The following is a 25020-nucleotide window of genomic DNA, read 5'->3' on the forward strand; positions in this document are numbered from 1 at the left end:
GTCAGTCGAGCGGGGCGCTCCAGCGCACCTCGGTGCCGCGCGGCTCGGCCCGGCGCAGCGAGAACTCGCCGCCGAGCCGCTCGGCCCGTTCCCGCAGGTTGACCAGCCCGCTGCGGGCCGCCTCCGGGTCGCAGCCGATCCCGTCGTCGGTGACGGTGATCTCGACCCGGCCGGAGTCGACGCGGACGCGCACCGACACCCGGTCGGCCTGCGCGTGGCGTACCGCGTTGGAGAGCGCCTCGCGCAGCACGGCGGTGAGTTCTCCGCGCAGGTCGTCCGGGACGGCGCTGTCGATCGGGCCGATCAGTTCCAGCTCGGGCCGGTAGCCGAGCGACTCGGCGGCCACCTCGATCGCCTCGCGGATCTCGGTGCGCAGCGCCGCGCTCATCGGGGTGCGCAGCTCGAAGATGGTGCGGCGGATGTCGCGGATGGTGGCGTCCAGGTCGTCGACGGCCTGGTTGATCCGCTTGGCGGCCTCGGGGCGGGCGTTCATCGCGCCGCTCTGCAGTTGCAGGCCGGTGGCGAACAGCCGCTGGATCACCACGTCGTGCAGGTCGCGGGCGATGCGTTCGCGGTCCTCCAGGACCACCAGCAGTTCCCGCTCCTCCTGCCCGCGGGCGCGTTCCATTGCGAGCGCGGCCTGCCCGGCGAAGCTGGCGAGCAGCGCGAGGTCGTCGTCGGCGGCGGGCCCGTGGTCGGGCCGGTAGCCGATCACCAGGACACCGTGCAGCGTGTCCGCGGCGGCGAGCGGGGAGACGACTGCGGGCCCGGCGACCACCGGCCGGGGCCAGGGCGCCGCGGCGGCGAGGTCGTCGACCTGGTCGTGGCGGCCCTGCGTGACTGATGCGGCGAAGCTGGTCTCGGCGGCCGGCAGCACGGCGCCGACCAGTTCCCGGGTGACCGGGTCGGCGCCGTCGACGACCTCGACGGTGAACTGCGCCTCGTCCTCGTCGTAGAGCAGCACCAGCGCCAGTTCGGCCTCGGCGACCTCGCGGGCACGGCGGGCCACGAGCGTCAGCGCGTCGGTACGGCGTACCTCGCCGAGCAGCACCGAGGTGATCTCCGCGGCGGCGGCGAGCCAGCGTTCCCGCCGGTGCGCCAGCGCGTAGAGGCGGGCGTTCTCGATGGCCACGCCGGCCGCGGCGGCCAGCGCCACCACGATCTCCTCGTCGTCCTCGGTGAACTCGGCCGCGCCCTGCTTCTCGGCCAGGTAGAGGTTGCCCCAGACGTGGTCGCGGATGCGTACCGGCACGCCGAGGAAGCTGTGCATGGGCGGGTGGTTCGGCGGGAAGCCGTACGACTTCGGGTGCTTGGTGATGTCCGGCATGCGTACCGGTTTCGGCTCGTCGATGAGCAGACCCAGCACGCCGCGGCCGTGCGGCAGCTCGCCGATCTTGGCGTGCAGCTCGGGACTGATGCCGTGGACGATGAAGTCGTGCAGCATGCGGTCGGGGCCGATGACGCCGAGCGCGCCGTAGCGGGCGCCGGCCAGCTCGCACGCCGACTGCACGATCCGCTGCAGCGTGCTGCGCAGATCGAGGTCGGACCCGATGCCGACGACCGCGTCCAGCAGGGCCCGTAGCCGCTCGCGGCTGGTCACCACCTCGCCGACGCGGTCGAGCATCTCCTGGAGCAGTTCGTCCAGGCGGACACGGGACAGCGGGGTCAGCCCGAGCGACGGCGTGAGGTGCTCGTGCGGGGACTGAGGTGCGGCGGCCACCGGGCGATGGTATCGCCCGGTGGCCGCCGTGATCGAGACCGGTCAGGCGAGCCGGTCGCGGACCGCCGAGGTGTCGACCGTCTGCGTGACGTCCAGCCGGGGCGTGTGCGGCGGTCCGGCGTGCGTCGGGTCGGCCAGGCCGAGCCGCATGCTGATGTACGGGAACCCCAGGCCGGAGAGCATCTGCCGCAGCACCTCGCGGGTGCCCTCGACCTCCACCACGCCGGACAGCGGCACCAGCGACACCCCGTGCCGGGTGGCGGTGAGCCAGGCGGCGGAGAGCGCCTCACCGGCGCGCAGCCAGCTCATCAGCTCGTCGTCTGAGCCCCACAGGATCCCGTACACGGCGGCCTTGTCGTGGCCGGGCCCGATCGGCAGCGAGCCGGCGCGGCCGAAGTCGCGGGCCGGAACGGTCGTCTGCGGGGCCTGCTCGGGCAGCACCTCCGGCGGCAGCCCGGTGCCGGTGCCGGCCCGGCTGGTCCAGTACGCCAGTTCCTCGCGCAGCTCCGGGCTGTCCGCCTCGACGGCGGCGGCCTGCTGGGCGGCGGCGGCGAGCTGGATCTTCTGGGTGTCGTCGAGCAGTTGCAGGTTCACGCCTTCCAGCGTGGCGGCCCGGTCGATGTCGTTCAGCGCGTCGGTGGGGATCGGCTCGTCGCTGACCGGCCGCCGGTCGGTGTGCCGCACCTGCATGCACTGCACGACGCGCATGGCGTCGGGGTCGGCGCCGGTGTGCTTCAGGCTGGTGATCCGGGCCAGCAGGTCGGGTTCCTTCGGGTCGGGCAGCCGTTCCACCACCGGGGTCCAGCCCTCGGCGGCCAGCGCCACCCGGGCGTGGTGCAGCGCGGCGCCGCAGCTCACCACCAGCAGGTGCCCGTCCGGGTCCAAGGCGCTGAGGTGCCGTTCGCGGACCACCCGCAGCTCCAGCGCGTCGGGCAGGACCGTCCAGTGCCACGGCTGCGTGTTGTGCACCGAGGGGGCGTGGCCGGCCATTCCGGCGGCCTCCGCGAGCGCGGTGGTCAACGGGCGATCGCCGGCCGGCGTCTCGTGGCTCATCGTCACGACCTTTCCTGTTTTCCCCATCGTGCCCCACGGGCGGGTGGGGACGCCGTTCCATCCCCCGGATTACCCGCATCGCCCTGCCCGTCCCACGTCGGGGCTGAGACGATCCACACGTGGGAACCGAGCCACGCGAGTGCGTACCCGAGCAGCCGGCCCGCGCCCGGCGGTGGGCCCGGGCCGAGTGGGCGCCGCTGGTGCTGCTCACCGTGGCCGTGCTGGCCGGTGCGGCGCTGTGGTTGGCCGGCGCGCACGACGCCGCCCGGCTGGTCTGGGCGGCTGTCACGGTGGTCGCTCTGGTGCCGGCGGCCTGGACGACGCTGCGCCAGCTCTGGCTGCGGCAGTTCGGGGTGGACGTCATCGCGGTGCTGGCGCTGCTCGGCGCGCTGCTGGTGCGGGAGTTCCTGGCCGGCGCCGTGATCGCGGTGATGGTCGCGACCGGGCGGGCGCTGGAGGAGTACGCCCAGCGCCGCGCCACCCGTGACCTGCGGGCGCTGCTGGAACGCGCGCCCCGGCAGGCTCGGCGGCGTACCCCGGACGGCGGGATCGAGGTGGTGCCGCTGGACCGCGTCGAGGCGGGGGACCGCCTCGTGGTCGGGCCGGGCGACGTGGTGCCTGTGGACGGCGTGGTCGAGGAGGCGGCGACGCTCGACGAGTCGGTGGTCACAGGCGAGTCGCAGCTGGTCACCCGCGCGGCAGGGGAGCAGGTCGCCAGCGGCGTCGTCAACGCGGGCGCCGGCTTCGGGCTGCGGGCCAGCCGCAACGCGGCGGAGAGCACCTACGCCGGCATCGTCCGCCTGGCCGGCGAGGCCACCGCCCGCAAGGCCCCGATGGTACGGCTGGCCGACCGGTACGCCGCCGCGTTCGTGCCGTTCACGCTGGTGCTGGCCGGGCTGGCGTGGCTGCTGTCCGGCGAGTTCACCCGGGCGGTCGCGGTGCTCGTGGTAGCCACCCCGTGCCCGCTGCTGCTGGCGACCCCGATCGCCGTGGTCTCCGGGCTGTCCCGGGTGGCCCGGCGCGGCGTACTGGTCCGCGACGGCGGGTCGCTGGAACAGCTCGGCCGCGCCCGTACCCTGCTGCTGGACAAGACCGGGACGCTCACCGCCGGGCGGCCCCGGGCGGCCGAAGTGGTGGTGGCGCCGGGCGGCGACCGGGACGAGCTGCTGCGGCTGGCCGCCTCGGTCGAGCAGCTCTCCCCGCACGTGCTGGCCGCCGCGCTGGTCCGGCAGGCCCGCGAGCGCGGGCTGGCGCTGGCCGAGCCGACGCAGGTCACCGAGGAACCGGGGCACGGGGTGAGCGGCCGCGTCGACGGACGGATGGTGCACGTCGGGCAGCTCGCCGGGGAACCGCCCGAGTGGGCGGACCGGCTCGGTGAACGCGCCGAACGGGCCGGGCGTTCCGCGGTCTGGGTCAGCGACGACCAGGGGCCGCTCGGCGCGATCCTGCTGGAGGACCCGGTCCGCCCGGACGCCCGCCGGACCGTGCGGCGGCTGCGCGAGGCGGGCCTGGAGCGCCTGGTCATGGTGACCGGCGACCGCCCGGGCACGGCCCGGCAGGTGGCGCAGATCGTGGGCGTGGACGACGTGATCGCGCGGTGTTCGCCGCAGGAGAAGGCCGATCGGGTACGCGAGGAGTCGGCGCACGCGGTGACCGTGATGGTCGGCGACGGCGTGAACGACGCGCCCGCGCTGGCCGAGGCGCACGTCGGTGTGGCGATGGGCGCGACCGGGGCGACCGCCTCGGCGGACGTGGCCGACGCGGTGCTCACCGTGGACCGGCTGGACCGGCTCGCCGACGCCGTCGAGATCGCCCGGTACGCCCGCCGCATCGCGGTGCAGAGCGCGACCGTCGGCATGGGACTGGCGGTGCTGGCGATGCTGGTGGCCGCGGCGGGCCGGCTGCCCCCGGTGGCCGGCGCGTTCCTCCAGGAGGGCATCGACGTCCTGGTGATCCTCAACGCGTTGCGCGCGCTCGGCGGCGGCCTGCGGCGGCGGGACCTGCCGGCGCACACCCGCGAACTGCTCGACCGGTACGCGGGCGAGCACGGCGGCGTCCGCGACGTGCTCGCAGGGCTGCGGGACACCGCCGACATGGTGGCGACCCGCCCGGACGACCCGGCGTGCCTGCCGGCGCTGCGCGAGGTGCACCGGCGCCTGGTCGACGAGGTGCTGCCGCACGAGGCGGCCGAGGACCGGCAGCTCTACCCGGCGCTGGCCGGGCCGCTCGGCAGCGACGAGGCGACCTCAACGATGAGCCGGGCGCACGTGGAGATCGTGCGGCTGGTGGAGCGGATCGGCGGGCACCTCACGGCGCAGCCGGACGGCCGGCTGCGCCGTGACGAGGTGCCCGATCTGCTGGCTGCGCTCTACGGCCTGGACGCGGTGCTGCGCCTGCACCTGGCTCAGGAGGAGGAGGACTACTTCTCGCTCAACCCGGAGGACGGCTCGACCGCGTCCGGCCGCTGAGTCAGCGCTCGCGTACCACGGCGACCGGGCAGTGCGAGTGCTGGATGAGCTGCTGGCTGACCGAGCCGAGCAGCATGCCGCGCAAGCCGCCCCGGCCCCGGCTGCCGACCACCACGAGTTGCGCGGACCGGCTCGCCTCCACCAGCAGCGCGGACGCGCTGCCGGGTACCGCCTCGATCTCGACCGGCACGTCGGGGAAGCTCTCCCGCCACGGCGCCAGTTCCGCCTCGGCGGCGGCCCGCTCGCTCGCGGCGACCTGCTCCGGGTCGAAGTCCGGCGGCACCCACCTGTCACCAGGCGGCTCCCAGGCCCGCAGCACCCGTAGCGGCACGTCCCGCTGCGCGGCCCGCTCGACGGCGAAGCCGAGCGCCCGCAGCGCCGACTCCGAGCCGTCCGATCCGACCACCACCGGCCCGGACGTGGCGGCCTGGCCGTCGCGGACCACCACCACCGGGCAGTGGGCGTGCGCGGCGACCGAGACCGCCGTGGAGCCGGCCAGCAGTCCGCCGAAGCCGCCGTGGCCCCGGCTGCCGAGCACCAGCATCCCGGCGTCGGCGGACCGCTCCTGGAGCACCAGCGCGGGCGGCCCGTCGAACACCTCGCCGTGCACGGTCAGGCCGGGCCGGTCGGCGGCGGCGTCCGCCGCCGCCTTGCGGACCAGTTCGTCGACCTGCTGCCGGGCCGCCTCGTCCGGCCACACGCCGGGTGCCACGCCGGGGCCGATCCAGCCGGTCACTGTCAGCCACTCGAAGACGTACGCCAGGCGTACCGGCCGCCCCGACCGGCCCGCCTCGTCCAGCGCCCAGTTCAGGGCCACCGACGCGTCGGCGGACCCGTCGTAGCCGACCAGGATCTCCTCGCCGCTCATTCGCCACTCCTCAGGGCCGGGTCGTTCTCGCGGATCCAGCGCCACTCGGCGACCCGGGGGTCGTCCTCGCCGTAGCGCCGGGTGTAGTCGCGGCAGGACTGGCGGGCGTCCACCATGTCCTGGCGCAGGTGCGCGGCGCGCGACCGCAGCCCCGGCACCCGGTCGATCACGTCGATGACCAGGTGGAAGCGGTCCAGGTCGTTGAGCATCACCATGTCGAACGGCGTCGTGGTGGTGCCCTCCTCCTTGTAGCCGCGCACGTGGAGGTTCTCGTGGTTGGTCCGGCGGTAGGTGAGCCGGTGGATCAGCCACGGGTAGCCGTGGTAGGCGAAGATGACCGGCTTGTCGCGGGTGAAGATGGTGTCGAACTCGTTGTCCGGCAGGCCGTGCGGATGCTCCGACGGCGGTTGCAGGCGCATCAGGTCGACCACGTTGACGACCCGCACCCTCAGGTCCGGCAGGTGCCGGCGCAGCAGGTCGACGGCGGCGAGCGTCTCCAGCGTCGGCACGTCGCCGGCGCAGGCGAGCACCACGTCCGGCTCGGTGCCGTCGTCGCTGCTGGCCCAGTCCCAGATGCCCAGGCCGCGGCGGCAGTGCTGGATCGCCTCGTCCATGGTCAGCCAGTTCGGCGCGGGCTGCTTGCCGGCCACCACCACGTTGATGTACTGCCGGCTGCGCAGGCAGTGGTCCATCGTGGACAGCAGGGTGTTGCCGTCCGGCGGCAGGTAGACCCGGACCACCTCGGCCTTCTTGTTCATCACGTGGTCGATGAAGCCCGGGTCCTGGTGCGAGAAGCCGTTGTGGTCCTGGCGCCACACGTGGCTGGACAGCAGGTAGTTCAGCGACGCCACCGGCTCCCGCCACGGGATGTTCCGGGTCACCTTCAGCCACTTGGCGTGCTGGTTGACCATCGAGTCGACGATGTGGATGAACGCCTCGTAGCTGGTGAAGATGCCGTGCCGGCCGGTCAGCAGGTAGCCCTCCAGCCAGCCCTGGCACAGGTGCTCGGAGAGCACCTCCATCACCCGGCCGTCGGGGGAGAGGTGGTCGTCGCCGGGCACCTCGGCACCCACGAACGCGCGGTCGGTCACCTCGAACGCCGCGCCGAGCCGGTTCGAGGCCACCTCGTCCGGGCCGAACAGGCGGAACGTCTCCGGGTTGCGGGCGATCACGTCGCGGACCCAGGGGCCGAGCACACCGGTCGCGCCGGCCATCGGCTCACCCGGCGTCGGTACGTCGACCGCGTAGTCGCGGAAGTCCGGCAGTTCCAGGTTGCGCAGCAGCCGGCCGCCGTTGGCGACCGGGTTGGCGCTCATCCGGTGGTCACCTGTGGGCGGCAGGCCGGCCACCTCGGCGACCGGGCCGCCGGTGGCGTCGAACAGCTCCTCCGGCCGGTAGCTGCGCAGCCAGCGCTCCAGCTCGGCCAGGTGCTCCGGGTTGTCCCGGACCTCGGAGATCGGCACCTGGTGGGCGCGGAACGTGCCCTCGACCTGCTTGCCGTCGACCCGGTTGGGACCGGTCCAGCCCTTCGGCGTGCGCAGGATGATCATCGGCCAGCGGGGACGCTCGACGTGCTCGCCGGAGCGGGCCCGGCGCTGGATCGCGGCGATCTCGTCGAGCGCGCGGTCGAGCGTGCCGGCCAGCAACTGGTGCACCGTCGCCGGGTCGTCGCCCTCGACCACGTACGGCTCGTAGCCGAAGCCGCGCATCATGTCCCGCAGGTCCTCGGCGGGGATCCGGTCCAGCACCGTCGGGTTGGCGATCTTGTAGCCGTTGAGGTGCAGGATCGGCAGCACCGCGCCGTCGCGGGCCGGGTTGAGGAACACGTTCGACAGCCAGCTCCCGGCCAGCGGGCCGGTCTCCGCCTCGCCGTCACCGATCACGCAGGCCACGAGCAGGTCCGGGTTGTCGAACGCGGCGCCGTACGCGTGGCTCAGCGCGTACCCCAGCTCGCCGCCCTCGTGGATCGAACCCGGCACCTCCGGCGCCACGTGGCTCGGGATGCCCCCGGGGAAGGAGAACTGCCGGAACAGCCGCTGCATGCCGGTCTCGTCCCGGGGGATGTGGTGGTACAGCTCGCTGTAGGTGCCCTCCAGCCAGGTGTTCGCCACCAGTGCCGGGCCGCCGTGGCCGGGGCCGGTGACGAAGATGGCGGACAGGTCCCGGTTCACGATGACCCGGTTGAGGTGCGTGTAGAGCAGGTTGAGCCCGGGGCTGGTACCCCAGTGGCCCAGCAGGCGAGGCTTGACGTGCTCAGGCCTGAGCGGTTCGCGCAGCAGCGGATTGTCGAGCAGGTAGATCTGGCCGACGGTCAGGTAGTTCGCCGCGCGCCAGTAGGCGTCCAGCCGGCGCAACTCGGCTTCGGTCAGGGGGCTGTGCAGGTTCACCGCGGTGTCCATGCTGCCTTAGCCTCTCGTGGCTCGGGGTCGGCTGCCACTCGGGGACCACGTCTTCTCCCCGGCGCGTCCAGCGTCGTCCCCATCGGGGGTCGCCGGTCAGGGCCGTAGGTCCCGCCTCGCGCGGGCGTCATGACCCGTCCTCCGCACCTGCGGCGACTCCCCGCACCACGATCAGCGGAGCCGGCGAGTGGTAGAGCAGGGACTGGCTGACCGCGCCCAGAGTGGACCCTACCGGCCCGTCTCCCCAGGCGGCGACCACCGCGAGCTGCGCGGCGCGGGACCGGTCGAGCAGGACGGACTTCGGGTCACCGTGGACGGTCTCGCAGTCGGCGGCGACCCGGGGGTACCGCCGGGCCGTCCGGGTGACCGCCTCCTCCAGCCGCCCGTCGACGCGGTCGCCGGACTCCGGCTCGATCACCCGGACGGCGAGCAGGCGGGCACCACGGTGCTGCGCGCAGTCGAAGGCGTACCCGAGGGCGGCCTGCGAGCTGGGTGATCCGTCGAAGCCGACGAGCAGCGGCCCTGGTGGGGCCGGCTGGGTGCGCCCGACCAGCACCGGGCAACCGGCCCGGGCGGCCACGTCCACCGCAGGCGTGTCGGCCGGTACGCGGTCCGGGTGGGCGGACATGCCGCCGTCACCGAGCGCGATCAGGAACGCGGTGTCGGCGACCCGCAGCAGCGCCTCGACCGGCGAGCCCTCGACGATCCGGCCGCTGACCGGCACCCGCGGCGCGCACTCGGCAACGACCTGCCCGGCGTGCTCCAGCACGTTCTCCGCGTCCGTGCGGGTGCCACCGGCCGGGGCCGGGCCGGGCGTGGCGGCCCAGTTGAACGCGTGCAGCAGGTGCAGCGGCCGGTCGTGGGCGGCGGCCTCGGCGGCGGCCGTGCGGACCACCGTCAGGTCGGCCTCGGACCGGCTGACGCCGACCACCACCGCGCCGTGGCTGGGTGCGGCCACCCCGGCTCACCTCCCGACCCGTGCTTTTCACTCACCGTAGTCGCGGGACCGGGTGCGCCGGAGCGGGTCGGCGGAACTGGCGGTCAGCGCGGGGCGGGCAGCGCCGGGTGGACGCGCAGTACGACGGCTGTGGCGTTGTCCTCACCGCCCTCGTCCAGGCTGGCGGCGAGCAGGGCCTCGACGGTGCGCGCCGGGTCGCGCCGCGCGGCGAGCAGGTCGCGCAGCCGGTGGTAGCCGAGCTGGTCGCTGATGCCGTCGGTGCACAGCAGCCAGGTGTCGCCACGGCGCAGTGGCACGGCGAGCAGGTCCGGTTCGGGGCGGTCCGGGTGGCCGACGTAGCGCAGCAGCTGGTAGCGCGCCCGGGCCGCCTCCGGCGAGTCGGCCGGCCACCAGCCGTGCAGCAGGCCGAGCCAGGCCATCGTGTGGTCGACGGTGACCAGTTCGAGCAGCCCGTCGCGCAGCCGGTACGCCCGCGAGTCGCCGAGCTGCACCAGCCAGCCCTGCTCGCCGTCCGGCTCGACCACGAGCGCGGTGAGCGTGCACCCGGTCAGGCCCGGGTGCGCCGCGCCGGCCTGGCGTACCCGCCGTTGGGTATCGGCCACGGCGGCGCGCAGCGCGGCGGCGCCGACGGCGGGCCAGTCGGCGCGGACCCGCGCGGTGAACGTCCGGGCCGCCGTCGTGCCCGCCACGCGGCTGCCTTCGCCGTCGCCCATCCCGTCGCAGACCACCGCGAACGGCAGCTCGGGGTCGACGTGCAGCACGTCGTAGTTCTCCGGGTAGCGGTGCCCGACCACGCTGCCCCCGGCGATCTCCAGGGTGAGGCGGCCGGCGGTGAGCCGGCGCGCGGACTCGACCGGCCGGTCCAGCGGACGGCGGCGGAACACCAGCGGACCGTAACACCGGGACGGGCCGGGCAGCGGCAGGCCGGGTCGCCTGTCAACCAAGGTTGACAGTTGGGTGCTGTCAACCTACATTGACAGCATGAGTCAGGCGACGGAACTCGCGGCGGCGGCCGGCAGCACCGACCCCAAGGTCGGCCTGCGTGCCGTACTCGCCCTGCGCCGGCTGCTGGAGCGGCTCGAGGTGATCCAGGTCGACAACGCCCGCCGGCAGGGCTGGTCGTGGCAGGAGATCGCCGACGCCCTCGAGGTCAGCCGGCAGGCGGTCCACAAGAAGCACGCCGGACGACCGGCGGTGCGCGAGAGCTGGGAGGCGTGATGTTCGAACGATTCACCGACCGGGCCCGCAGCGTGGTGCACCACGCGCTCGACGAGGCCCGCACCGAGGGACGGCGGCCGGTCGGCACCGAGCACCTGCTGCTGGGCGTGCTCGCCGACCGCGACAACCTGGCGGTACGGCTGCTCGCGGCCGGCGGCGTCGAGGCCGACGCGCTGCGTGCCGCGGTGGCCCGCCACACCGCGCAGGGCGTGGACGGGCTCGGCGCGGCGGACGCCGCGGCGCTGCGCGAGATCGGCATCGACCTCGCCGCGATAGTGGCCCGGATCGAGGAGTCCTTCGGCCCCGACGCGCTGCGCGAGGCGACCCCGCGTCCGCGCCGGTGGTGGCGTCGTGGGCCGCACCACGGCACGTTCTCGCCCCGCGCCAAGAAGGTGCTTGAGCTGTCGCTGCGCGAGGCGCTGCGGCTGCGTCACCGGCACATCGGCACCGAACACATCCTGCTCGGCCTGCTGCGCGAGGGGAACGGCCCGGCCGCCGTGGTGCTCACCGAGGCCGGGGTGGACATCGACGACCTGCGGCGGCGCGTCGACGCGGCGCTGCGCGAGGCGGCCTGACCCGCACCCGGATTTCAAACCTGTTTGCGGTCCTCGCAACGTCCCGCTGCGCCGGGTCGCCGTCACGCCCCGTGTCCTGCACACTGACGCCGTGGACGGTGCAGACGACAAGCGCCCGGTGAACGCGGAGAACCGCACCCCGCGCTCGGCAGTGGTGGTCAACCCGGTGAAGGTGGCCGACCTGGACGAGTTCCGCCGCACCGTGGACGGCGCGCTCGCCGCCGCCGGGTGGCCGGCCCCGACCTGGTACGAGACGACGGTCGAGGACCCGGGCCGCGGGCAGGCGGAACAGGCCGTGAAGGCGGGCGCGGAGGTAGTCTTCGCCTGCGGCGGCGACGGCACGGTGATGGCCTGCGTGACCGCGCTGGCCGGCACCGACGTGGCGCTGGCCGTGCTGCCCCAGGGCACCGGCAACCTGCTGGCCGCCAACCTCGGCCTCTCGAACGACCTGGCCGCCGGGCTGGAGGTCGCCGTCGAGCGCGGGATGCGCCGCCTCGACGTCGGCGTGGTCGGCGACAAGTGCTTCGCGGTGATGGCCGGGATGGGCTTCGACGCCCAGATGCTCGACTCCACCTCCGAGACCACGAAGAAGCGGATCGGCTGGCCCGCGTACGTGGTGGGCGCCGCCCGCCACCTGCGCGACCGGCCGATGCGGGTCTCGGTGCGCATCGACGGCAAGCCGCCGCTGCGCCGCCGGGCCCGCTCGGTCCTGGTCGCCAACGTCGGGCGCCTGCAGGGCGGGGTACGCCTGCTCACCGAGGCCGAACCGGACGACGGCTGGCTCGACGTGGCGGTGCTGACGCCGCGTACGCTGCGCCACTGGCTCGCGATGGGCTGGGCGGTGCTGCGCCGCCGCGACAGGGTGCCGGGGATGGAGGTGTTCCGGGCCCGCTCGGTCGAGATCACCAGCACCCGGGCGCAGCCCCGGCAACTCGACGGCGACCTGATCGAGCCGGGCCGGTCGCTCAAGGCCACCATCCGGCCCGAGTCGCTCTGGCTCTGCGTACCGCGCCCGGAGGAGCACCCCGACCTGGCGGTGGACGCCGACGCGGCCGGTGAGCGCGGAGAGCACCTGGTCGAGGAGGCCCGCCGTGAGTAGCACCAAGCTGGTCCCCGAGACCCGGTTGATGACCGAGAACGAGCTGTCCGCCGACGACGCCTGGCACACACTGCGCCGGCACGGCGGCTGGTGCCTGCTGCGGGACGCGTTCATCCGGTTCCGCTACGGCGACGGGTTCAGCCACTCCCGGGCGCTGGCGTTGCAGCTCTGCCTGGCCGTGGTGCCGTTCCTGATCGCGCTCACCGGCCTGATCACCGACCTCGGTGTGGACGAGGGCGGCAAGGTCGTCGCCGACACGGTGCTGGCCATCACGCCCGGCCAGAGCGAAGCCATGGTGCAGGACCTGCTCACCGACAGCGAGCGCACCGAGGACGCCGGCGAGCTGGCGCTGACCCTCGGTCTGCTCACCGGGCTGGTCGCGCTGACCACCACGATGGCGCAGATCGAGCGAGGCGCCAACCGGATCTACGGCGTCGAGCGGGACCGCCCGGCGCTGGCGAAGTACCTGCGCGCCGCGATCCTCGCGGTGGTCGCCGGCGTGCCCGCGCTTGCGGGCTTCCTGATCCTGGTCGGCGGCCGGGCGATGGGCGATTCGGTACGGCGGCACTACGAGTGGGGCGACGTCGCCATGGCCGGGTGGGACGTGATCCGGTGGCCGCTGAGTCTCGGCCTCACCGTGCTCGCCGTCGCGGTGCTGTTCCGGCACGCGCCCCGGCGCCGCCAGCCCGGCCTGTCCTGGCTCTTCTTCGGCGCGTCCATCGCCATCGCGATCTGGTGGCTGGCGAGCCTGCTGCTCGCCGCCTACGTGAAGTACAGCGGCGGATTCGGCCAGACCTACGGCGCGCTGACCGGCATGATGGCCCTGTTGCTCTGGGCCAACCTCACCGGGATCGCGCTGTTCGGCGGGCTGGCGTTCGCCGCGCAGCTCGAAGCGATGCGCATCGGCGTGGAGGAGCCCGCCAAGCCGGACCTGTGGGAGCCGGAGGCGCAACGCGAGGAACTTTTCGACACCGGTGAGATGACCTCGCTCTGACGCCGCGCCGGTACGGCGTGAGACGCCGCGCCGGTGCGGCGTGTACGGGACACGCCGATCGGGTACAGCGCGCCTCGCAGAAGAACGAGGGAGGTGCGGTGTGACCGCGGTCAAGGAAGCCGGGCGCCGGCCGCTGGGCCATTTCGCCGAACGGAGCCTCGCGGGCCTGCTCGCCGTGGCCGGCGCGGGAGTCGGGTTCGGCGTGCTGCTCATGCTGGTCCGGTTCCGGTGGAGCCCGCTGGGCGACGCCGACCACGCGGTGGCCGAGTGGTTCAACAACCTGGTGGCGCCGCACGGCCCGCTGGTCACAGTGCTCCAGGCGATCACCGACCTGGGCGGACGGCCGGTGCTGATCTGGCTGGTCACCATCGCGGTGGTGGGCCTGCTGATCCGCCGCCAGTCCCGGCTGGCGGTCTACCTGATCGTCACCGGCGCCGGCGGGCTGATCCTCGACCCGTCGCTCAAGGCGCTGGTCGGGCGGCTGCGCCCGGTGGTGGACGTGCCGATCGCCAGCGCGCCGGGGAACAGCTTCCCCAGTGGCCACGCGCTCGGCTCGTTCGTCGCGTACGGGGCGCTGCTGCTGGTGTTCCTGCCGGCCATGTCGCCGCGCTGGCGCAAGCCGGCCATCGCCGTCGCCGGCGTGCTGATCTTCCTGGTCGGGCTGACCCGGATCGCGCTGGGCGTGCACTTCGTGTCCGACGTGATCGGCGGCTGGCTGCTCGGCGCGGCCTGGCTCGGCGTCACCGCGTACGCCTTCCGGCTGTGGCGGCGCGAGCGCGGCCGGCCGGTGCCGCCGCTGCGTGAGGGCCTGGAGCCGGAGGCGGGCGAGGACCTGGCGCTCGCGCCGGACGAGGAGAAGGTGCTGGAGCACCCGCGCTCGGCGGTGGCCGAGCTGCTGGTCGGCTGGGTGCTCGTCTTCGGTGTGCTCTACGCGTTCGGCATGTTCGTCAGCTACCACGCCAAGGGCACGTTCTTCGACACGCTCGACACCGAGGTGCCGCGCTGGTTCGCCGAGCGGCACACCGACGCGCTCACGGAGCTGAGCTGGTGGTGGAGCAAGTTCGGCGACACCCACGCGATCCTGCTGGTGTCGCTGGTGTTCTGCCCGATCGTGCTGGCCGTGTGGCGGCGCTGGCGGCCGGTGCTGTACGTGGTGCTGGCGATGTTCGGCGAGCTGAGCCTGTTCCTGGCCAGCGCCCGCGTGGTGGACCGGCCCCGGCCGCCGGTGGAGAACCTGGACGGGCAGATGCCCACCTCGTCCTTCCCGTCCGGCCACATCGCGGCGACCATCTGCCTCTGGGTGGCCATTGCGGTCATCGTGTTCCCGCGTACCGACAGGTGGTGGCGGTGGCTGTTCGTGGGCACGGCCGTGCTGATGCCGGTCGGCGTGGCGACCTCCCGGATGTACCGGGGCATGCACCACCCGACCGACTTCATGGGCGCGATCCTGCTCGGCGCGCTCTGGCTGTCGCTGCTGTACTGGGTGATCAAGCCCAACGCCGACGTCCACGAGGGCAACCGGCCGGCGATCGAGTCCGAACAGGTCGACGAGCTGGACGACGAGCTGGCCAAGGCCGCGCGGCCGGACTGAGCCGATGCTGCGGGTGATGACCTGGAACATCCGGACCGGCGGGCGGGACGGCGGCGGCGCCGACCGCCGGGACCGGATCGTCTCGGTCGTCACCGCGCAGCGTCCCGACGTGCTGGCCCTGCAGGAGCTGCGCGGCATGGACGCCACGCTGGACGGCCTGGCCGACCGGCTCGGGATGGCGGCGTACCCGGCCCGGTCCTGCTTCGGTCAGCCGGTGGCGGTGCTGGTCCGCCCGCCGCTGCGGGTGCTGCGTGCCGGCCGGGTCCGCCGCCCGTTCCACCACGCCGCCGCCCGGGTGCAGGTCGCCACCGGCGCGGGACCGCTGACCGTGCTGAGCACGCACCTCTACCCCTACTCGGGTGGGCGGCGGCGGATGGAGGCGGACTGGCTGGCCGCCGCGCTGCGGCGTACCGGGGGAGACCTGGCCCTGCTCGCCGGGGACATGAACACGCTGGAGCCCGCCGTGGACCACACCGCCCGGCTGGCCGGGCTGGCGACGGCGTACCGGCGGCGGCACCTGCGCCGTGACGGCCGTACGGTGGACACCCGCGCGGTGGCCCGGCTGCTCGACGCCGGCCTGGTGGACCTTTGGCCGCGGTCCGGTGGCGACGAATCCGGCGGCCTGACCGTGCCGACCCGGCACGGCGGCGTCGAGTTCGCCGGGATGCGGCTGGACTACCTGCTCGCCACCCCGGCGCTGGCCGACCGGGTACGCGCGGTGCGGGTGGTCCGCGACGGTGACGCGGACACGGCGTCGGACCACTATCCGGTGCTGGCCGACGTGGACGTCACGGCCGGCTGAACGACCCGGACGCCAGGTCGGCCACCACGAAGGCCACGAAGATCAGAATGACCGCCTCGCTGACCAGCCAGGAGTGCCTGTCGGTCCAGGAGCGGAACACGGGCAGAAGCCGGTCCGCGCGCTCGCCGAACAGCAGCAGCGCCAGCAGCGGAAGCGCCAGCAGCAGCACGGTGAGCGCCGTGAACGGCAGCAGATGCCACCACGGGCGGCCGTGCCCGGCCATGCTGCCCGCGACCGACGCCATGACCAGCTCGTCGCTCGGCACCGCGACGGCGAGCACCAGCCCCAGACCGAAGGCGTAGGTGGGCCGCGGGTCCTGCAACCGGCGCAGCCACCCGGGCGGCCGGTCGCGCCGCCGCCTGCGGAACGTGACGACCATGAGGACGGCCAGCAGGCCCAGCACGATCCAGTCGATGAGCCGGCGGCTGCCGCCCACCCCGATGCCGTGCACGGCGGTGTGCCGTACCACCCGGAACGCCGCGTACCAGAGCGTCAGCGGCCCGAGGACGCCGATCGCCACGCCGCCCAGGAAGGCCGCCGAGCTGCGCCGCGGATGGTGGCCGCCGGCGAGGACGACGGCGCTGACGAGCTTCGACCCGGCGACCATCTCCAGCGCCAGCGGCAGCGTGGTCAGCAGGGGCATGCCCCATTCTGGTGCCGCCGTCGCGCGCGCCGGGCCGGGTTCTACAGGACCAGGTTGAGCAGCACGGTGAGCACCACCGAGGCGACGATCGAGAAGAGGATCATCAGCAGGCAGCCGAGCCCGCCTCCGGCGGGACGGATCTCGGTGTTCCCGATACGCATGGCGTCAACTCCTCAGCGGTCACAGCTCGCGCAGCCGGGGCAGCAGCTCCTCCTGGGCCCAGTCGAGGAACATCGGCTGGGTGTCACCGCCCACCTGGACCAGCGCGACGTGGGTGAAGCCCGCGTCGACGAACTTCTTGAACGCCTCGACGTGCCGGTCCGTGTCCGGGCCGCAGGAGATGCCCTCGGCCACGTCCTCCTCGCGGACGAACTGGGTGGCCGCCTCGAACGACTCCGGGCCGGGCAGGTCGGCGTTGACCTTCCAGCCCAGGCCGAACCAGCGGAACTGGTCGTGCACGATCTTGCGGCACTCGTCCTCGTCCGGGCCGTAGCAGATGGCCACCTGACCGTAGCGGGGCCGGCCCGCGCCGCCCGCCTCCTCGTACATGTCGATCAGGTGGGACAGCGGGTCGGTGGCGATCATGGCGTCGGCGTACTCGGCGGCCAGCGTGGCCGACTGCCGCCCGGACGCGGCCACCGCCATCGGCACCGGCCGTTCCGGGCGGTCCCAGACGTACGCGTCCGGCACGTCGAAGTGGTTGCCGGAGAACGTCAGCGTCTCGCCGTTGAGCAGCGGCCGGATGATCTGCAGCGCCTCCTCGAACATCTCGTGCCGCTGCTGCACGTGCGGCCATCCGCCCACCACGTGCTCGTTGAGGTTCTCCCCGGCGCCGAGACCGAGCGTGAACCGCCCGTCCGAGAGCACCCCGATGGTGCTGGCCTTCTGCGCCACGACCGCCGGATGGTACCGCCGGATCGGGCAGGTCACGAACGACATCAGCTCGGCCCGGCTGGTGGCGTGGGCGACCGCGCCGAGCACCGACCAGGCGTACGGGGAGTGGCCCTGGGACTCCAGCCAGGGGTAGTAGTGGTCGGACATGACCAGATGGTCGAAGCCGGCGGCCTCGGCGCGTACGGCGTGGTCGACCAGTTCCTTCGGGCCGGCCTGCTCGCACATGAGGGTGTAACCGACGTTGACCATGACACGTCTCCTTCCCGGGCGGATCGTCCCCGGATACCCCGCCCCGCGCGGGTCAACCCTGCTGTCCGCTTCGCCGCCCGCGTCCGGTCGATTGTCTTAACCGGTTCAGCACGTGTGGCCGGTCAAACCCCGTCGCCCACCGGCGCGTTCCGCTTAACCGGTTGCCTAAAGTCTTCCATCGCCCTACGCTGATGCCTGCGTCCGTTCGGGAACCGGGCGGCGGCTACCGGGCTCAGTCGCCACCACCCTCTCACCGTCACCGCACCCCCGCTCGGGCGCGGGGGAGACCTTCCCCTGAGGACAGCCATGAAGAAACTGCTCTCCGTCGCGGGCGCCGCCCTGCTGACGGCCCTCGCCGCCGTCTTCGCCCTCGGGCAGCCGGCCCAAGCCGCCACCGGGTTCACCGTCTCCAACGGGCGGCTCTACGACGCCGGTGGCGTCGAGTTCGTGATGCGCGGCGTCAACCACGCGCACACCTGGTACCCGCAGCAGACCAGCTCCTTCGCCAACATCAAGGCGCTCGGCGCGAACACCGTCCGGGTGGTGCTGTCCAGCGGCGACCGCTGGACGAAGAACAGCGCCGCCGACGTGGCGAACGTGATCTCACTGTGCAAGGCCAACCGGATGATCTGCGTGCTGGAGGTGCACGACACCACCGGGTACGGCGAGGACGGCGCCGCCACCACGCTGGCGAAGGCCACCGACTACTGGCTGAGCATCGCCGACGTGCTCAAGGGCCAGGAGAAGTACGTCATCGTCAACATCGGCAACGAGCCGTTCGGCAACCAGGGCTACAGCGCCTGGACCACCGACACCTCGAACGCGATCAAGCGGCTGCGCGCCGCCGGCCTGACCCACACGATCATGGTGGACGCGCCGAACTGGGGCCAGGACTGGTCGTTCACCATGCGCGACAACGCCGGCACCGTGTTCGCCGCCGACCCCCAGCGCAACACCGTCTTCTCCATCCACATGTACGGCGTGTTCGACACCGCCGCCGAGATCAGCGACTACCTCGGCCGGTTCCGCACCGCCGGGCTGCCCATCGTGGTCGGCGAGTTCGGCTTCAACCACTCCGACGGCAACCCCGACGAGGACGCCATCATGGCGTACGCGCAGGCCAACGGCATCGGCTACCTCGGCTGGTCGTGGAGCGGCAACGGCGGCGGCGTGGAGTACCTCGACATGACCACCGCGTTCAACCCGGCCCAGCTCACCAGCTGGGGTCAGCGGATCTTCAACGGAGCCAACGGCATCGCCGCCACCTCCCGCGAGGCGTCGGTGTACGCGAGCACCACCCCGACCGTCAGCCCGACGGTCAGCCCCACCGTGAGCCCGACGACCAGCCCGACCGTCAGCCCGACCCCGCCGCCGCCCACCACGCCCCCGCCGGCCGGTGGCTGCACCGCCACCTACACCGTCGCGAACTCGTGGCAGGGCGGCTTCCAGGGCGAGGTCAAGGTGACCGCCGGAGCCGCCGCGATCACCGGCTGGACGGTGCGCTGGACGTTCGCCAACGGCCAGTCCGTCACCCAGGCGTGGAACACGAGCGTCAGCAACAGCGGGTCGGCGTACACCGCCCGCAACGTCGACTACAACGGCCGCCTCGGCGCCGGCGCGAGCACCACGTTCGGCTTCATCGGCAGCTGGACCGGCACCAACTCCACCCCCGCGACTACCTGCACCGCGAGCTGACCCGCACCCCTAGTGGTTGATCAAGGAGTTTGTGTCCAGATCGGACCTCGACGGAGACGCAAACTCCTTGATCACCGGGGTGAGGCGGGGTGAGCCCCAGGGAGCGGTCAGGCCGTGACCACCTCCAAGAGGAGGGCCTGTTCGGGGTGCAGGGCGGGGAGCTGAACGCCGACAGTGCCCAGCACCGAACCGCTCACCGTGATGCCGTCGCCCGGCCAGGCCAGCCAGCCCGGCGGGGACAGCTCCAGCAGAGCCGGTTCCGGCACCCCGGCGGGCGGGCGCACGAGGTAGCGCCGCTGCGGGTCCAGCCCCGGCAGCCGTACCGCGCCCGGCACCTGCGCCGCGGAGGTGGCGAGCCGGCTGACCGCGTACACCGCATGGGAGCTGTCATGGGCGACCACGCCGTGGGCCTGCACGGCCGGGTCCGGGTGGTCGACCCGGACCACCCGGCCGGTGTGCAGCAGCGGGCGCAGCCGCTTGTGCAGCGCCACCCAGGCGGCGAGTTCGGCCCGCTCGCCGGCGTCGATCGCGCTGATGTCCCACTCGATGCCGTGGTGGCCGAACAGCGCGGTGACCGCCCGGAAGCTCAGGTCGTGCACGCGGTGCGTGGTGTGCGAGCGTTCCGGGCCGATGTGTGTGCCGATCAGTTCCGGCGGCAGCAGCAGGCCGGTCCAGCGCTGGATGGACAGCCGTTCGAGCGCGTCGTTGCAGTCGCTGGCCCAGACCCGGTCGGTGCGGCGCAGGATCTCCAGGTCGACCCGGGCGCCGCCGGAGGAGCAGCTCTCGATCTCGACGTCCGGGTGCCGGGCGCGCAGCTCGTCCAGCAGCCGGTAGACCGCGAGGGTCTGCGCGTGCACCCCCGGCCGTCCGGCGTGCCCGGCCTCGGTGAGGTCGCGGTTGTGGTCCCACTTCAGGTACGCGAGCCCGTCGTGCCCGCTCAGCACCGCGTCGAGCCGTTCGAGCAGGTACGCGTACGCGTCCGGGTGGGCCAGGTCGAGCACCTGCTGGTGCCGCCACGGTGGCGGCAGTCGGCCCGGCGCCTGGAGCACCCAGTCCGGGTGGGCGCGGAACAGGTCGGAGTCGGGGTTGACCATCTCCGGTTCGACCCACAGCCCGAACTGCATGCCGTGCCCGCGAACGTGGTCGATCAGCGGCTGCAACCCGTCCGGCCAGACCTCGCCGTCGACCCACCAGTCGCCGAGCCCGGCCTGGTCGTGCCGCCGGCCGCGGAACCAGCCGTCGTCGAGCACGAAGCGTTCCACCCCGACCTCGGCGGCCCGGTCGGCCAGTGTCCGCAGCCGGTCCAGGTCGTGGTCGAAGTAGACCGCCTCCCACACGTTCAGCGTCACCGGCCGGGGCGTGCGCGGGTGCGACGCGCGTGCTCGCAGGTGCGTGTGCAGCGCGTCGCTGAGCCCGTCCAGCCCGTCGGCCGAGTGGGCCGCGTAGAGCAGGGGAGTGGTGTACTCCTCGCCCGGCCCGAGCACTACTTCGCCGGGTGCGAGCAGCTCACCGCCGCCGAGCGTGGACTCACCGGTCGGGCGACGCTCGGCGGCCGTGACGTGGTCGCCGCTCCACGCGGTGTGCACGGCCCACACCTCGCCGTGCCGAAAGCCGAACCCGGCGGTGCCGGCGACCAGCAGCAGAGTGGCGTCGTGGCCGGTACGGCCGTGCCGTCCCTCGCGTACCCAGGCGCCCATCGGCCACGGGTGCCGCTGCGGGGCGCGTTCCCGGCACCAGCGGCCGGTCAGGTCGAGCAGTTCGGTGGCGACCGCCGGCACCGGCAGCACCGGCGTCAGCTCCCGGACCTCGTACCGGCCGTCGCCGTCGTTGCGCAGCCGGTGCCGCAGCGTCAGCACCCCCGCCGCATCCAGCGTGATCTCGACGGTCAGGCTCAACCCCGCGCCCGGGTCCGCCGCCCGCACCGTGACCCGCGCGGCGCCGGCCCCGTCGCGGTTGCGCTCCTCATCGGATACGCGCACCGCGTCCCCGCCTTCGGCCACGCCGCCCGGAGCGGGCGTGCCCGCCGTGCCGCCAGGCGGGGACGGTGCATCGTGCACGTCGAGGCCGGTGAGGCGGAACGCCGTCGACCAGTCCCGGCCGTCGCGATGACCGGCGAGACCGGGCCGCCCGCTCCACCCGGCGCTCGCCTCGGGCAGCAGCGACAGCACAGTGGGCGCGTCGAAGCTGCTCGGCACCACCGGCGGCACCGTGGCGTCGACGACTGCGGGCAGGTCCTCGTCGGGCAGCGGGCCGAGGTCGGCGCCCCAGTGCACGACCCGGGGCAGCCCCGGGCCGCGGGCGTCGAGCACCAGGCTGGTCCGCGCGCGGCGCAGGTGGACGATCGTCATCCCTTGGAGGCTCCCAGCGTCAGACCCCGGACGAACTGCTTCTGGAGGAGGAAGAAGATCACCAGGGTGGGGATCGCGACCAGCACCGAGCCGGCCGAGACCAGGTTGTTGTCGGTGAAGAACTCGCCGCGCAGGTTGTTCAGCGAGCTGGTGACCGGGAACTTGTCGCCGGTCCGCATGAGGACAGTGGCCCAGAAGAACTCGTTGTAGATCCAGGTGACCTCGAGCGTGGCGAGGGCGGCGAGCGCCGGGCGGCACAGCGGCAGCGTCACCTGCCAGTACTGCCGCCACACGTTCGCCCCGTCGACCATCGCGGCCTCGTACAGCTCGTGCGGCAGCGCCTTCATGTAGTTGCTGAGCACGAACACGCAGAAGCCGCACTGGAACGCGACGTTTACCAGGATGAGTCCCCAGTAGCTGTCGTACAGCAGCTCCGAGTCGCTCATCCAGGCCGGCAGCGGGATCTCGGTGAACATCCGGAACAGCGGGATGAGCAGCGCCTGCTGCGGCAGCAGGTTCGCCGCGGTGAACAGGCCGAGCAGCGCGATGTTGAGCTTCCAGCTGAACCGGGCGATCACGAACGCCACGCACGAGGCGAGGAAGAGCGTGAGCAGCACCGCCGGGACGGTGATGTACGCGGAGTTGAGGAAGTGCTTGCCGAACTCGGCGGTACGCCAGGCGGTGACGTAGTTGTCGATCGTCCAGCCGCCGAGCGACACGTAGCCGTTGGCGGCGGTGTACTCGTAGGAGCGGAACGAGGTGAGCACCGCCCAGAGGATGGGGAACAGCCAGCCCACGGCGACCGCACCCAGGAACAGGTGCAGGACGACCCGGGCGGGTCGCACGGGGCGGCGGCGGCCGGCGGAGACGGCGGTCATCGCTTGTCCTCCCGCATCACGGTCCAGAGGTAGATGGTGATGAAGACCAGCGAGACGGCCAGCATGATGGTCGCCAGCGCGGAGCCGAAGCCGATCCGGCTCGCCTCGCCCACCACGTTCTGGGTGACCAGCGCGGAGATCAGTTCCAGCCCGTTGCGGCCCTTGTTGATGACCCAGACCAGGTCGAACGCGCGCAGCGACTCGATCACGGTCACCACCAGCACGATGATGTTGATCGGGCGCAGCACCGGGAAGACGACCCGGAAGAACGTGCTGGTCTCGGACGATCCGTCGACCGCGGCGGCCTCGCGCAGCGACGGGTCGACGCCCTTGAGGCCGGCCAGGTAGAGCAGCATGATGTAGCCGACGTGCCGCCAGCCGGCCGCCACCAGCACGGCCCAGATGTTGACGTTCGGGTCGCCGTACCAGTCGGTCTCGCCGCCGAACACGCCGTTGAGCAGCCCCTGGTCGCGGCTGTAGATGAGCTGCCAGACGAAGCCGATGAGCGCCAGCGACAGCACCACCGGCAGGTAGAGCGCGGTCTGGTAGAAGCGGCTGCCGCGGATCTCCTTGTCGAGCAGTACGGCGAGGAACATGCCGAACGGGGTGGCCACCACGAACAGCGCGGCCAGCCAGAGCAGGTTGTTCTGCACGGCGGGGACGAACGGCGGGTAGATGTTCACCACGTCGTCGTAGTTCTTGGCCCCGACCCACTCGATCTCGGAGATCGGGCCGATGCCGTCCCAGTTCGTGCCGGAGAGCAGCACCGTCGCCACCGCGGGCAGCCAGACCAGCCCGGCGACGAGCAGCAGGGGTACCAGCACCATGAGCGTGATGACCACGCGGTCGGTGCGGGACAGGAGCCGTAGCCGGCGACCGCGACCACCGTTCGTGGTGGTCGCGGCCGGCGGCGGCACGGCGCGATCCGCTTGGATCAGGGGCAGGTCGGACATGATGTCCTTCCCCCTTCCGCCGTCAGCTGGTGAAGATCGACTTCTTCTGGTTCTCGATGCTGGTGAGCAGCCCGCTGATGTCCTTCGGGTCCTTGATGAACTGCTGCAACGCCGGGATCATCACGGTGGAGGCGAAGTCCGGCCGGGTGTCGCGATCGAGGAACTGGGCGATCTCGGTGGCGGAGCCGACCAGCTCGGCCGCCTTCTTCTGCAGCGCGGTGTAGGCGCCGGTGTTCGCGCCGCTGTTGGCGACGAGCGTGCTCGGGTCGTTCTTCACAGTGATGTCCGCCGCCTCCTTGGAGCCCAGGTAGGTCAGCAGCTTCTCCGCCGCGTCCTTGGACTTCGGCTTGCGGGCCATCATGTAGCCGTCGATCGGGGCGTCCAGGGCCTTCGCGCCGATCGTGGAGTCGACCTCGGGGAAGGTGAAGAAGTCCAGGTCCTCCAGGTCCGCGCCGCTGAACTGCTGGCCGACGAACAGGCCGAGCAGGTACATGCCGCTCTTCTTCTGCTGCAGCGACTGGGCGGCCTCCTGCCAGGTGCGGCCGAGCGAGTCCGGCTGGTGCAGGGGGAGCAGCCCGGCCCAGGTGTCGAAGACCTTCTTCACCTTGTCGGAGGTCCACGCCTCCTTGCCGGCCATCAGGTCGATGTGGAACTGGTAGCCGTTGATCCGCAGGTTGAGGATGTCGAACGTGCCCATCGCGGGCCAGCCGTCCTTGTCCGCGAACGCGATCGGGTTCAGGCCGTCCTTCTTCATCTGCGCGCCGAGTGTGTTGAGGTCGTCCAGCGTCTTGGGCACCTCGTAGCCGCGCTGCTGCCACACCGACTTGCGGTAGAAGACGGCCCACGGGTAGTACGACGCCGGTACGAAGTACTGCTTGCCGTCGTCGCCTGTGGACGCCTTCTTGAACGCGTCGGAGTAGCCGTCGAGCTTGCCCCACACGTCGCTGAGGTCACCGGCCAGCCCCTTGGCGGCGAAGAACCGCATCCGGTAGCCGGCGAACCAGGTGAACACGTCGTCCGGCTTGCCCTGCAGGTAGTTGTTGATGTTCTCCTGGAACGTGTTGTGGTCGACCGTGTTGATGTCGACGGTCACGCCGGAGGACGTCTTGAAGCCGTCCATCACCTTGGCGACGACGTCCTTGGGCTTCGGGTCCGACTGGTTCGAGCCGAGCGAGACGCTCTTGGCGTCGCCGCCGGAACCGGAGTCGGAGTCGCCGCAGCCGGCGAGCAGCCCGGTGCCGAGCAGCGCCCCCGCGCCGGCCGCGCCGGCGAGCAGCGAGCGCCGGTTCAGGCCGGCGACGGACGGGGGTACGAGCCGGGCGAGGTATTCGGCTTGCGAGCGGGGACGGGACATGGTGCCTCCTGCGTGGAAGAGGTGCGCTGCGCTCATGGACCGTGATCGTTGGCGGTGAGCGGTGTTCGTGTCGGCAGTGGCAGATCCACCGAGAATCCACACGTCCGAACACAAACAGCCGGTGGCGCTTGAAGCTACCCCTTGGCGCGGCGCTGTCAAGAGGGCAAAAAGACGACGCTGTCAGCGGCAGGGCAGGGCAAAGAGCCGGTAAACGTTGGAACTTCAGTCGATGTTGGAAAGTGTTGACTTGGGTGCTGTTCG

20 protein-coding genes are annotated in these 25020 nt (G+C 72.7%); 8 read left to right on the forward strand and 12 right to left on the reverse strand.

What is annotated here, in order from left to right:
• Position 1 precedes the first annotated feature (1 nt).
• Both O7611_RS06635 and O7611_RS06640 read right to left on the reverse strand, forming a co-directional pair.
• The gene (locus tag O7611_RS06635; protein WP_269698055.1) at positions 2 to 1669 is read right to left on the reverse strand and encodes a sensor histidine kinase; all 1668 of its coding nucleotides are present in this window, start codon (positions 1667 to 1669) and stop codon (positions 2 to 4) included.
• 93 nt (positions 1670 to 1762) lie between these two features.
• Positions 1763 to 2773: an Acg family FMN-binding oxidoreductase gene (locus O7611_RS06640; RefSeq protein ID WP_269696396.1), complete on the reverse strand. Its 1011-nt coding sequence runs from the start codon at positions 2771 to 2773 to the stop codon at positions 1763 to 1765.
• 119 nt (positions 2774 to 2892) lie between these two features.
• On the opposite strand from O7611_RS06640, the gene O7611_RS06645 reads away from it, so the two are divergent.
• Complete coding sequence (locus O7611_RS06645) at positions 2893 to 5241, forward strand: heavy metal translocating P-type ATPase (RefSeq protein ID WP_194802573.1); 2349 nt, start codon at positions 2893 to 2895, stop codon at positions 5239 to 5241.
• 1 nt (position 5242) lies between these two features.
• Here the strand turns inward: O7611_RS06645 and O7611_RS06655 are convergent, their stop codons facing one another.
• The 4 genes from O7611_RS06655 to O7611_RS06670 form a co-directional block, all read right to left on the reverse strand.
• Positions 5243 to 6109, reverse strand: a complete 867-nt coding sequence (locus O7611_RS06655) for a universal stress protein (protein WP_194802574.1) — start codon at positions 6107 to 6109, stop codon at positions 5243 to 5245.
• Complete coding sequence (locus O7611_RS06660) at positions 6106 to 8508, reverse strand: phosphoketolase family protein (RefSeq protein WP_194802575.1); 2403 nt, start codon at positions 8506 to 8508, stop codon at positions 6106 to 6108. The genes O7611_RS06655 and O7611_RS06660 overlap by 4 nt, the downstream gene beginning before the upstream one ends.
• 127 nt (positions 8509 to 8635) lie before the next feature.
• Positions 8636 to 9466, reverse strand: coding sequence for a universal stress protein (locus O7611_RS06665; protein WP_194802576.1), 831 nt, complete (start codon positions 9464 to 9466; stop codon positions 8636 to 8638).
• An 83-nt stretch (positions 9467 to 9549) separates the two neighbouring features.
• Positions 9550 to 10350, reverse strand: a complete 801-nt coding sequence (locus O7611_RS06670) for a PP2C family protein-serine/threonine phosphatase (protein WP_194802577.1) — start codon at positions 10348 to 10350, stop codon at positions 9550 to 9552.
• A 97-nt stretch (positions 10351 to 10447) separates the two neighbouring features.
• Between O7611_RS06670 and O7611_RS06675 the strand changes: the two genes are divergently transcribed.
• The 6 genes from O7611_RS06675 to O7611_RS06700 all read left to right on the forward strand — a co-directional run bounded on the left by O7611_RS06675 (position 10448) and on the right by O7611_RS06700 (position 15745).
• Entirely contained in the window at positions 10448 to 10684 is a 237-nt protein-coding gene (locus O7611_RS06675) for an HTH domain-containing protein (RefSeq protein WP_030275209.1), read from the forward strand.
• Positions 10684 to 11259 carry a Clp protease N-terminal domain-containing protein gene (locus O7611_RS06680; protein ID WP_194802578.1) on the forward strand — a complete coding sequence of 192 codons (576 nt, stop codon included), beginning with the start codon at positions 10684 to 10686 and terminating at the stop codon, positions 11257 to 11259. The genes O7611_RS06675 and O7611_RS06680 overlap by 1 nt, the downstream gene beginning before the upstream one ends.
• Before the next feature lie 91 nt (positions 11260 to 11350).
• Positions 11351 to 12358, forward strand: coding sequence for a diacylglycerol/lipid kinase family protein (locus O7611_RS06685; protein ID WP_269696397.1), 1008 nt, complete (start codon positions 11351 to 11353; stop codon positions 12356 to 12358).
• On the forward strand, positions 12351 to 13352 hold the full coding sequence (locus tag O7611_RS06690; RefSeq protein ID WP_269696398.1) for a YihY/virulence factor BrkB family protein: 1002 nt from the start codon (positions 12351 to 12353) through the stop codon (positions 13350 to 13352). Before O7611_RS06685 ends, O7611_RS06690 begins: the two co-directional genes overlap by 8 nt.
• A gap of 100 nt (positions 13353 to 13452) precedes the next feature.
• Positions 13453 to 14943 (forward strand): phosphatase PAP2 family protein, encoded by a 1491-nt coding sequence (locus O7611_RS06695; RefSeq protein WP_194802581.1) that lies wholly within the window; start codon positions 13453 to 13455, stop codon positions 14941 to 14943.
• A gap of 4 nt (positions 14944 to 14947) precedes the next feature.
• Positions 14948 to 15745 (forward strand): endonuclease/exonuclease/phosphatase family protein, encoded by a 798-nt coding sequence (locus O7611_RS06700; protein ID WP_269696399.1) that lies wholly within the window; start codon positions 14948 to 14950, stop codon positions 15743 to 15745.
• On the opposite strand, the gene O7611_RS06705 is transcribed toward O7611_RS06700, so the two are convergent.
• Together O7611_RS06705 and O7611_RS06710 are read right to left on the reverse strand one after the other, a co-directional pair.
• Complete coding sequence (locus O7611_RS06705) at positions 15732 to 16388, reverse strand: GAP family protein (RefSeq protein ID WP_194802583.1); 657 nt, start codon at positions 16386 to 16388, stop codon at positions 15732 to 15734. The genes O7611_RS06700 and O7611_RS06705 overlap by 14 nt on opposite strands.
• A gap of 180 nt (positions 16389 to 16568) precedes the next feature.
• A complete protein-coding gene (locus O7611_RS06710; protein ID WP_121683197.1) occupies positions 16569 to 17531 on the reverse strand; it encodes a TIGR03557 family F420-dependent LLM class oxidoreductase in 963 nt (320 codons plus the stop codon).
• A 306-nt stretch (positions 17532 to 17837) separates the two neighbouring features.
• Here O7611_RS06710 and O7611_RS06715 point away from each other — a divergent pair, with 306 nt between their 5' ends.
• On the forward strand, positions 17838 to 19226 hold the full coding sequence (locus O7611_RS06715) for a cellulase family glycosylhydrolase (protein ID WP_269696400.1): 1389 nt from the start codon (positions 17838 to 17840) through the stop codon (positions 19224 to 19226).
• Between the two features lie 107 nt (positions 19227 to 19333).
• Here the strand turns inward: O7611_RS06715 and O7611_RS06720 are convergent, their stop codons facing one another.
• The 4 genes from O7611_RS06720 to O7611_RS06735 are packed head-to-tail and all read right to left on the reverse strand — an operon-like array spanning position 19334 to position 24795.
• On the reverse strand, positions 19334 to 21574 hold the full coding sequence (locus O7611_RS06720; protein ID WP_269696401.1) for an alpha-galactosidase: 2241 nt from the start codon (positions 21572 to 21574) through the stop codon (positions 19334 to 19336).
• The gene (locus tag O7611_RS06725) at positions 21571 to 22452 is read right to left on the reverse strand and encodes a carbohydrate ABC transporter permease (RefSeq protein ID WP_194802586.1); all 882 of its coding nucleotides are present in this window, start codon (positions 22450 to 22452) and stop codon (positions 21571 to 21573) included. Before O7611_RS06725 ends, O7611_RS06720 begins: the two co-directional genes overlap by 4 nt.
• On the reverse strand, positions 22449 to 23405 hold the full coding sequence (locus O7611_RS06730; protein ID WP_194802587.1) for a carbohydrate ABC transporter permease: 957 nt from the start codon (positions 23403 to 23405) through the stop codon (positions 22449 to 22451). The genes O7611_RS06725 and O7611_RS06730 overlap by 4 nt, the downstream gene beginning before the upstream one ends.
• Positions 23406 to 23427: 22 nt before the next feature.
• Entirely contained in the window at positions 23428 to 24795 is a 1368-nt protein-coding gene (locus tag O7611_RS06735) for an ABC transporter substrate-binding protein (RefSeq protein ID WP_228532741.1), read from the reverse strand.
• Positions 24796 to 25020: the final 225 nt, after the last annotated feature.

Origin of the sequence: Micromonospora sp. WMMC273, from assembly GCF_027460285.1 — a bacterium.
GTDB classification, from domain to species: domain Bacteria; phylum Actinomycetota; class Actinomycetes; order Mycobacteriales; family Micromonosporaceae; genus Micromonospora; species Micromonospora aurantiaca.

Coding starts and splice junctions, on each gene's coding strand:
- O7611_RS06640 (WP_269696396.1), bottom strand. CDS start 2,773: ATGAGCCACGAGACGCCGGCCGGCGATCGCCCGTTGACCACCGCGCTC.
- O7611_RS06655 (WP_194802574.1), bottom strand. CDS start 6,109: ATGAGCGGCGAGGAGATCCTGGTCGGCTACGACGGGTCCGCCGACGCG.
- O7611_RS06660 (WP_194802575.1), bottom strand. CDS start 8,508: ATGGACACCGCGGTGAACCTGCACAGCCCCCTGACCGAAGCCGAGTTG.
- O7611_RS06675 (WP_030275209.1), top strand. CDS start 10,448: ATGAGTCAGGCGACGGAACTCGCGGCGGCGGCCGGCAGCACCGACCCC.
- O7611_RS06680 (WP_194802578.1), top strand. CDS start 10,684: ATGTTCGAACGATTCACCGACCGGGCCCGCAGCGTGGTGCACCACGCG.
- O7611_RS06700 (WP_269696399.1), top strand. CDS start 14,948: ATGCTGCGGGTGATGACCTGGAACATCCGGACCGGCGGGCGGGACGGC.
- O7611_RS06705 (WP_194802583.1), bottom strand. CDS start 16,388: ATGCCCCTGCTGACCACGCTGCCGCTGGCGCTGGAGATGGTCGCCGGG.
- O7611_RS06710 (WP_121683197.1), bottom strand. CDS start 17,531: ATGGTCAACGTCGGTTACACCCTCATGTGCGAGCAGGCCGGCCCGAAG.
- O7611_RS06715 (WP_269696400.1), top strand. CDS start 17,838: ATGAAGAAACTGCTCTCCGTCGCGGGCGCCGCCCTGCTGACGGCCCTC.
- O7611_RS06720 (WP_269696401.1), bottom strand. CDS start 21,574: ATGACGATCGTCCACCTGCGCCGCGCGCGGACCAGCCTGGTGCTCGAC.
- O7611_RS06725 (WP_194802586.1), bottom strand. CDS start 22,452: ATGACCGCCGTCTCCGCCGGCCGCCGCCGCCCCGTGCGACCCGCCCGG.
- O7611_RS06730 (WP_194802587.1), bottom strand. CDS start 23,405: ATGTCCGACCTGCCCCTGATCCAAGCGGATCGCGCCGTGCCGCCGCCG.
- O7611_RS06735 (WP_228532741.1), bottom strand. CDS start 24,795: ATGAGCGCAGCGCACCTCTTCCACGCAGGAGGCACCATGTCCCGTCCC.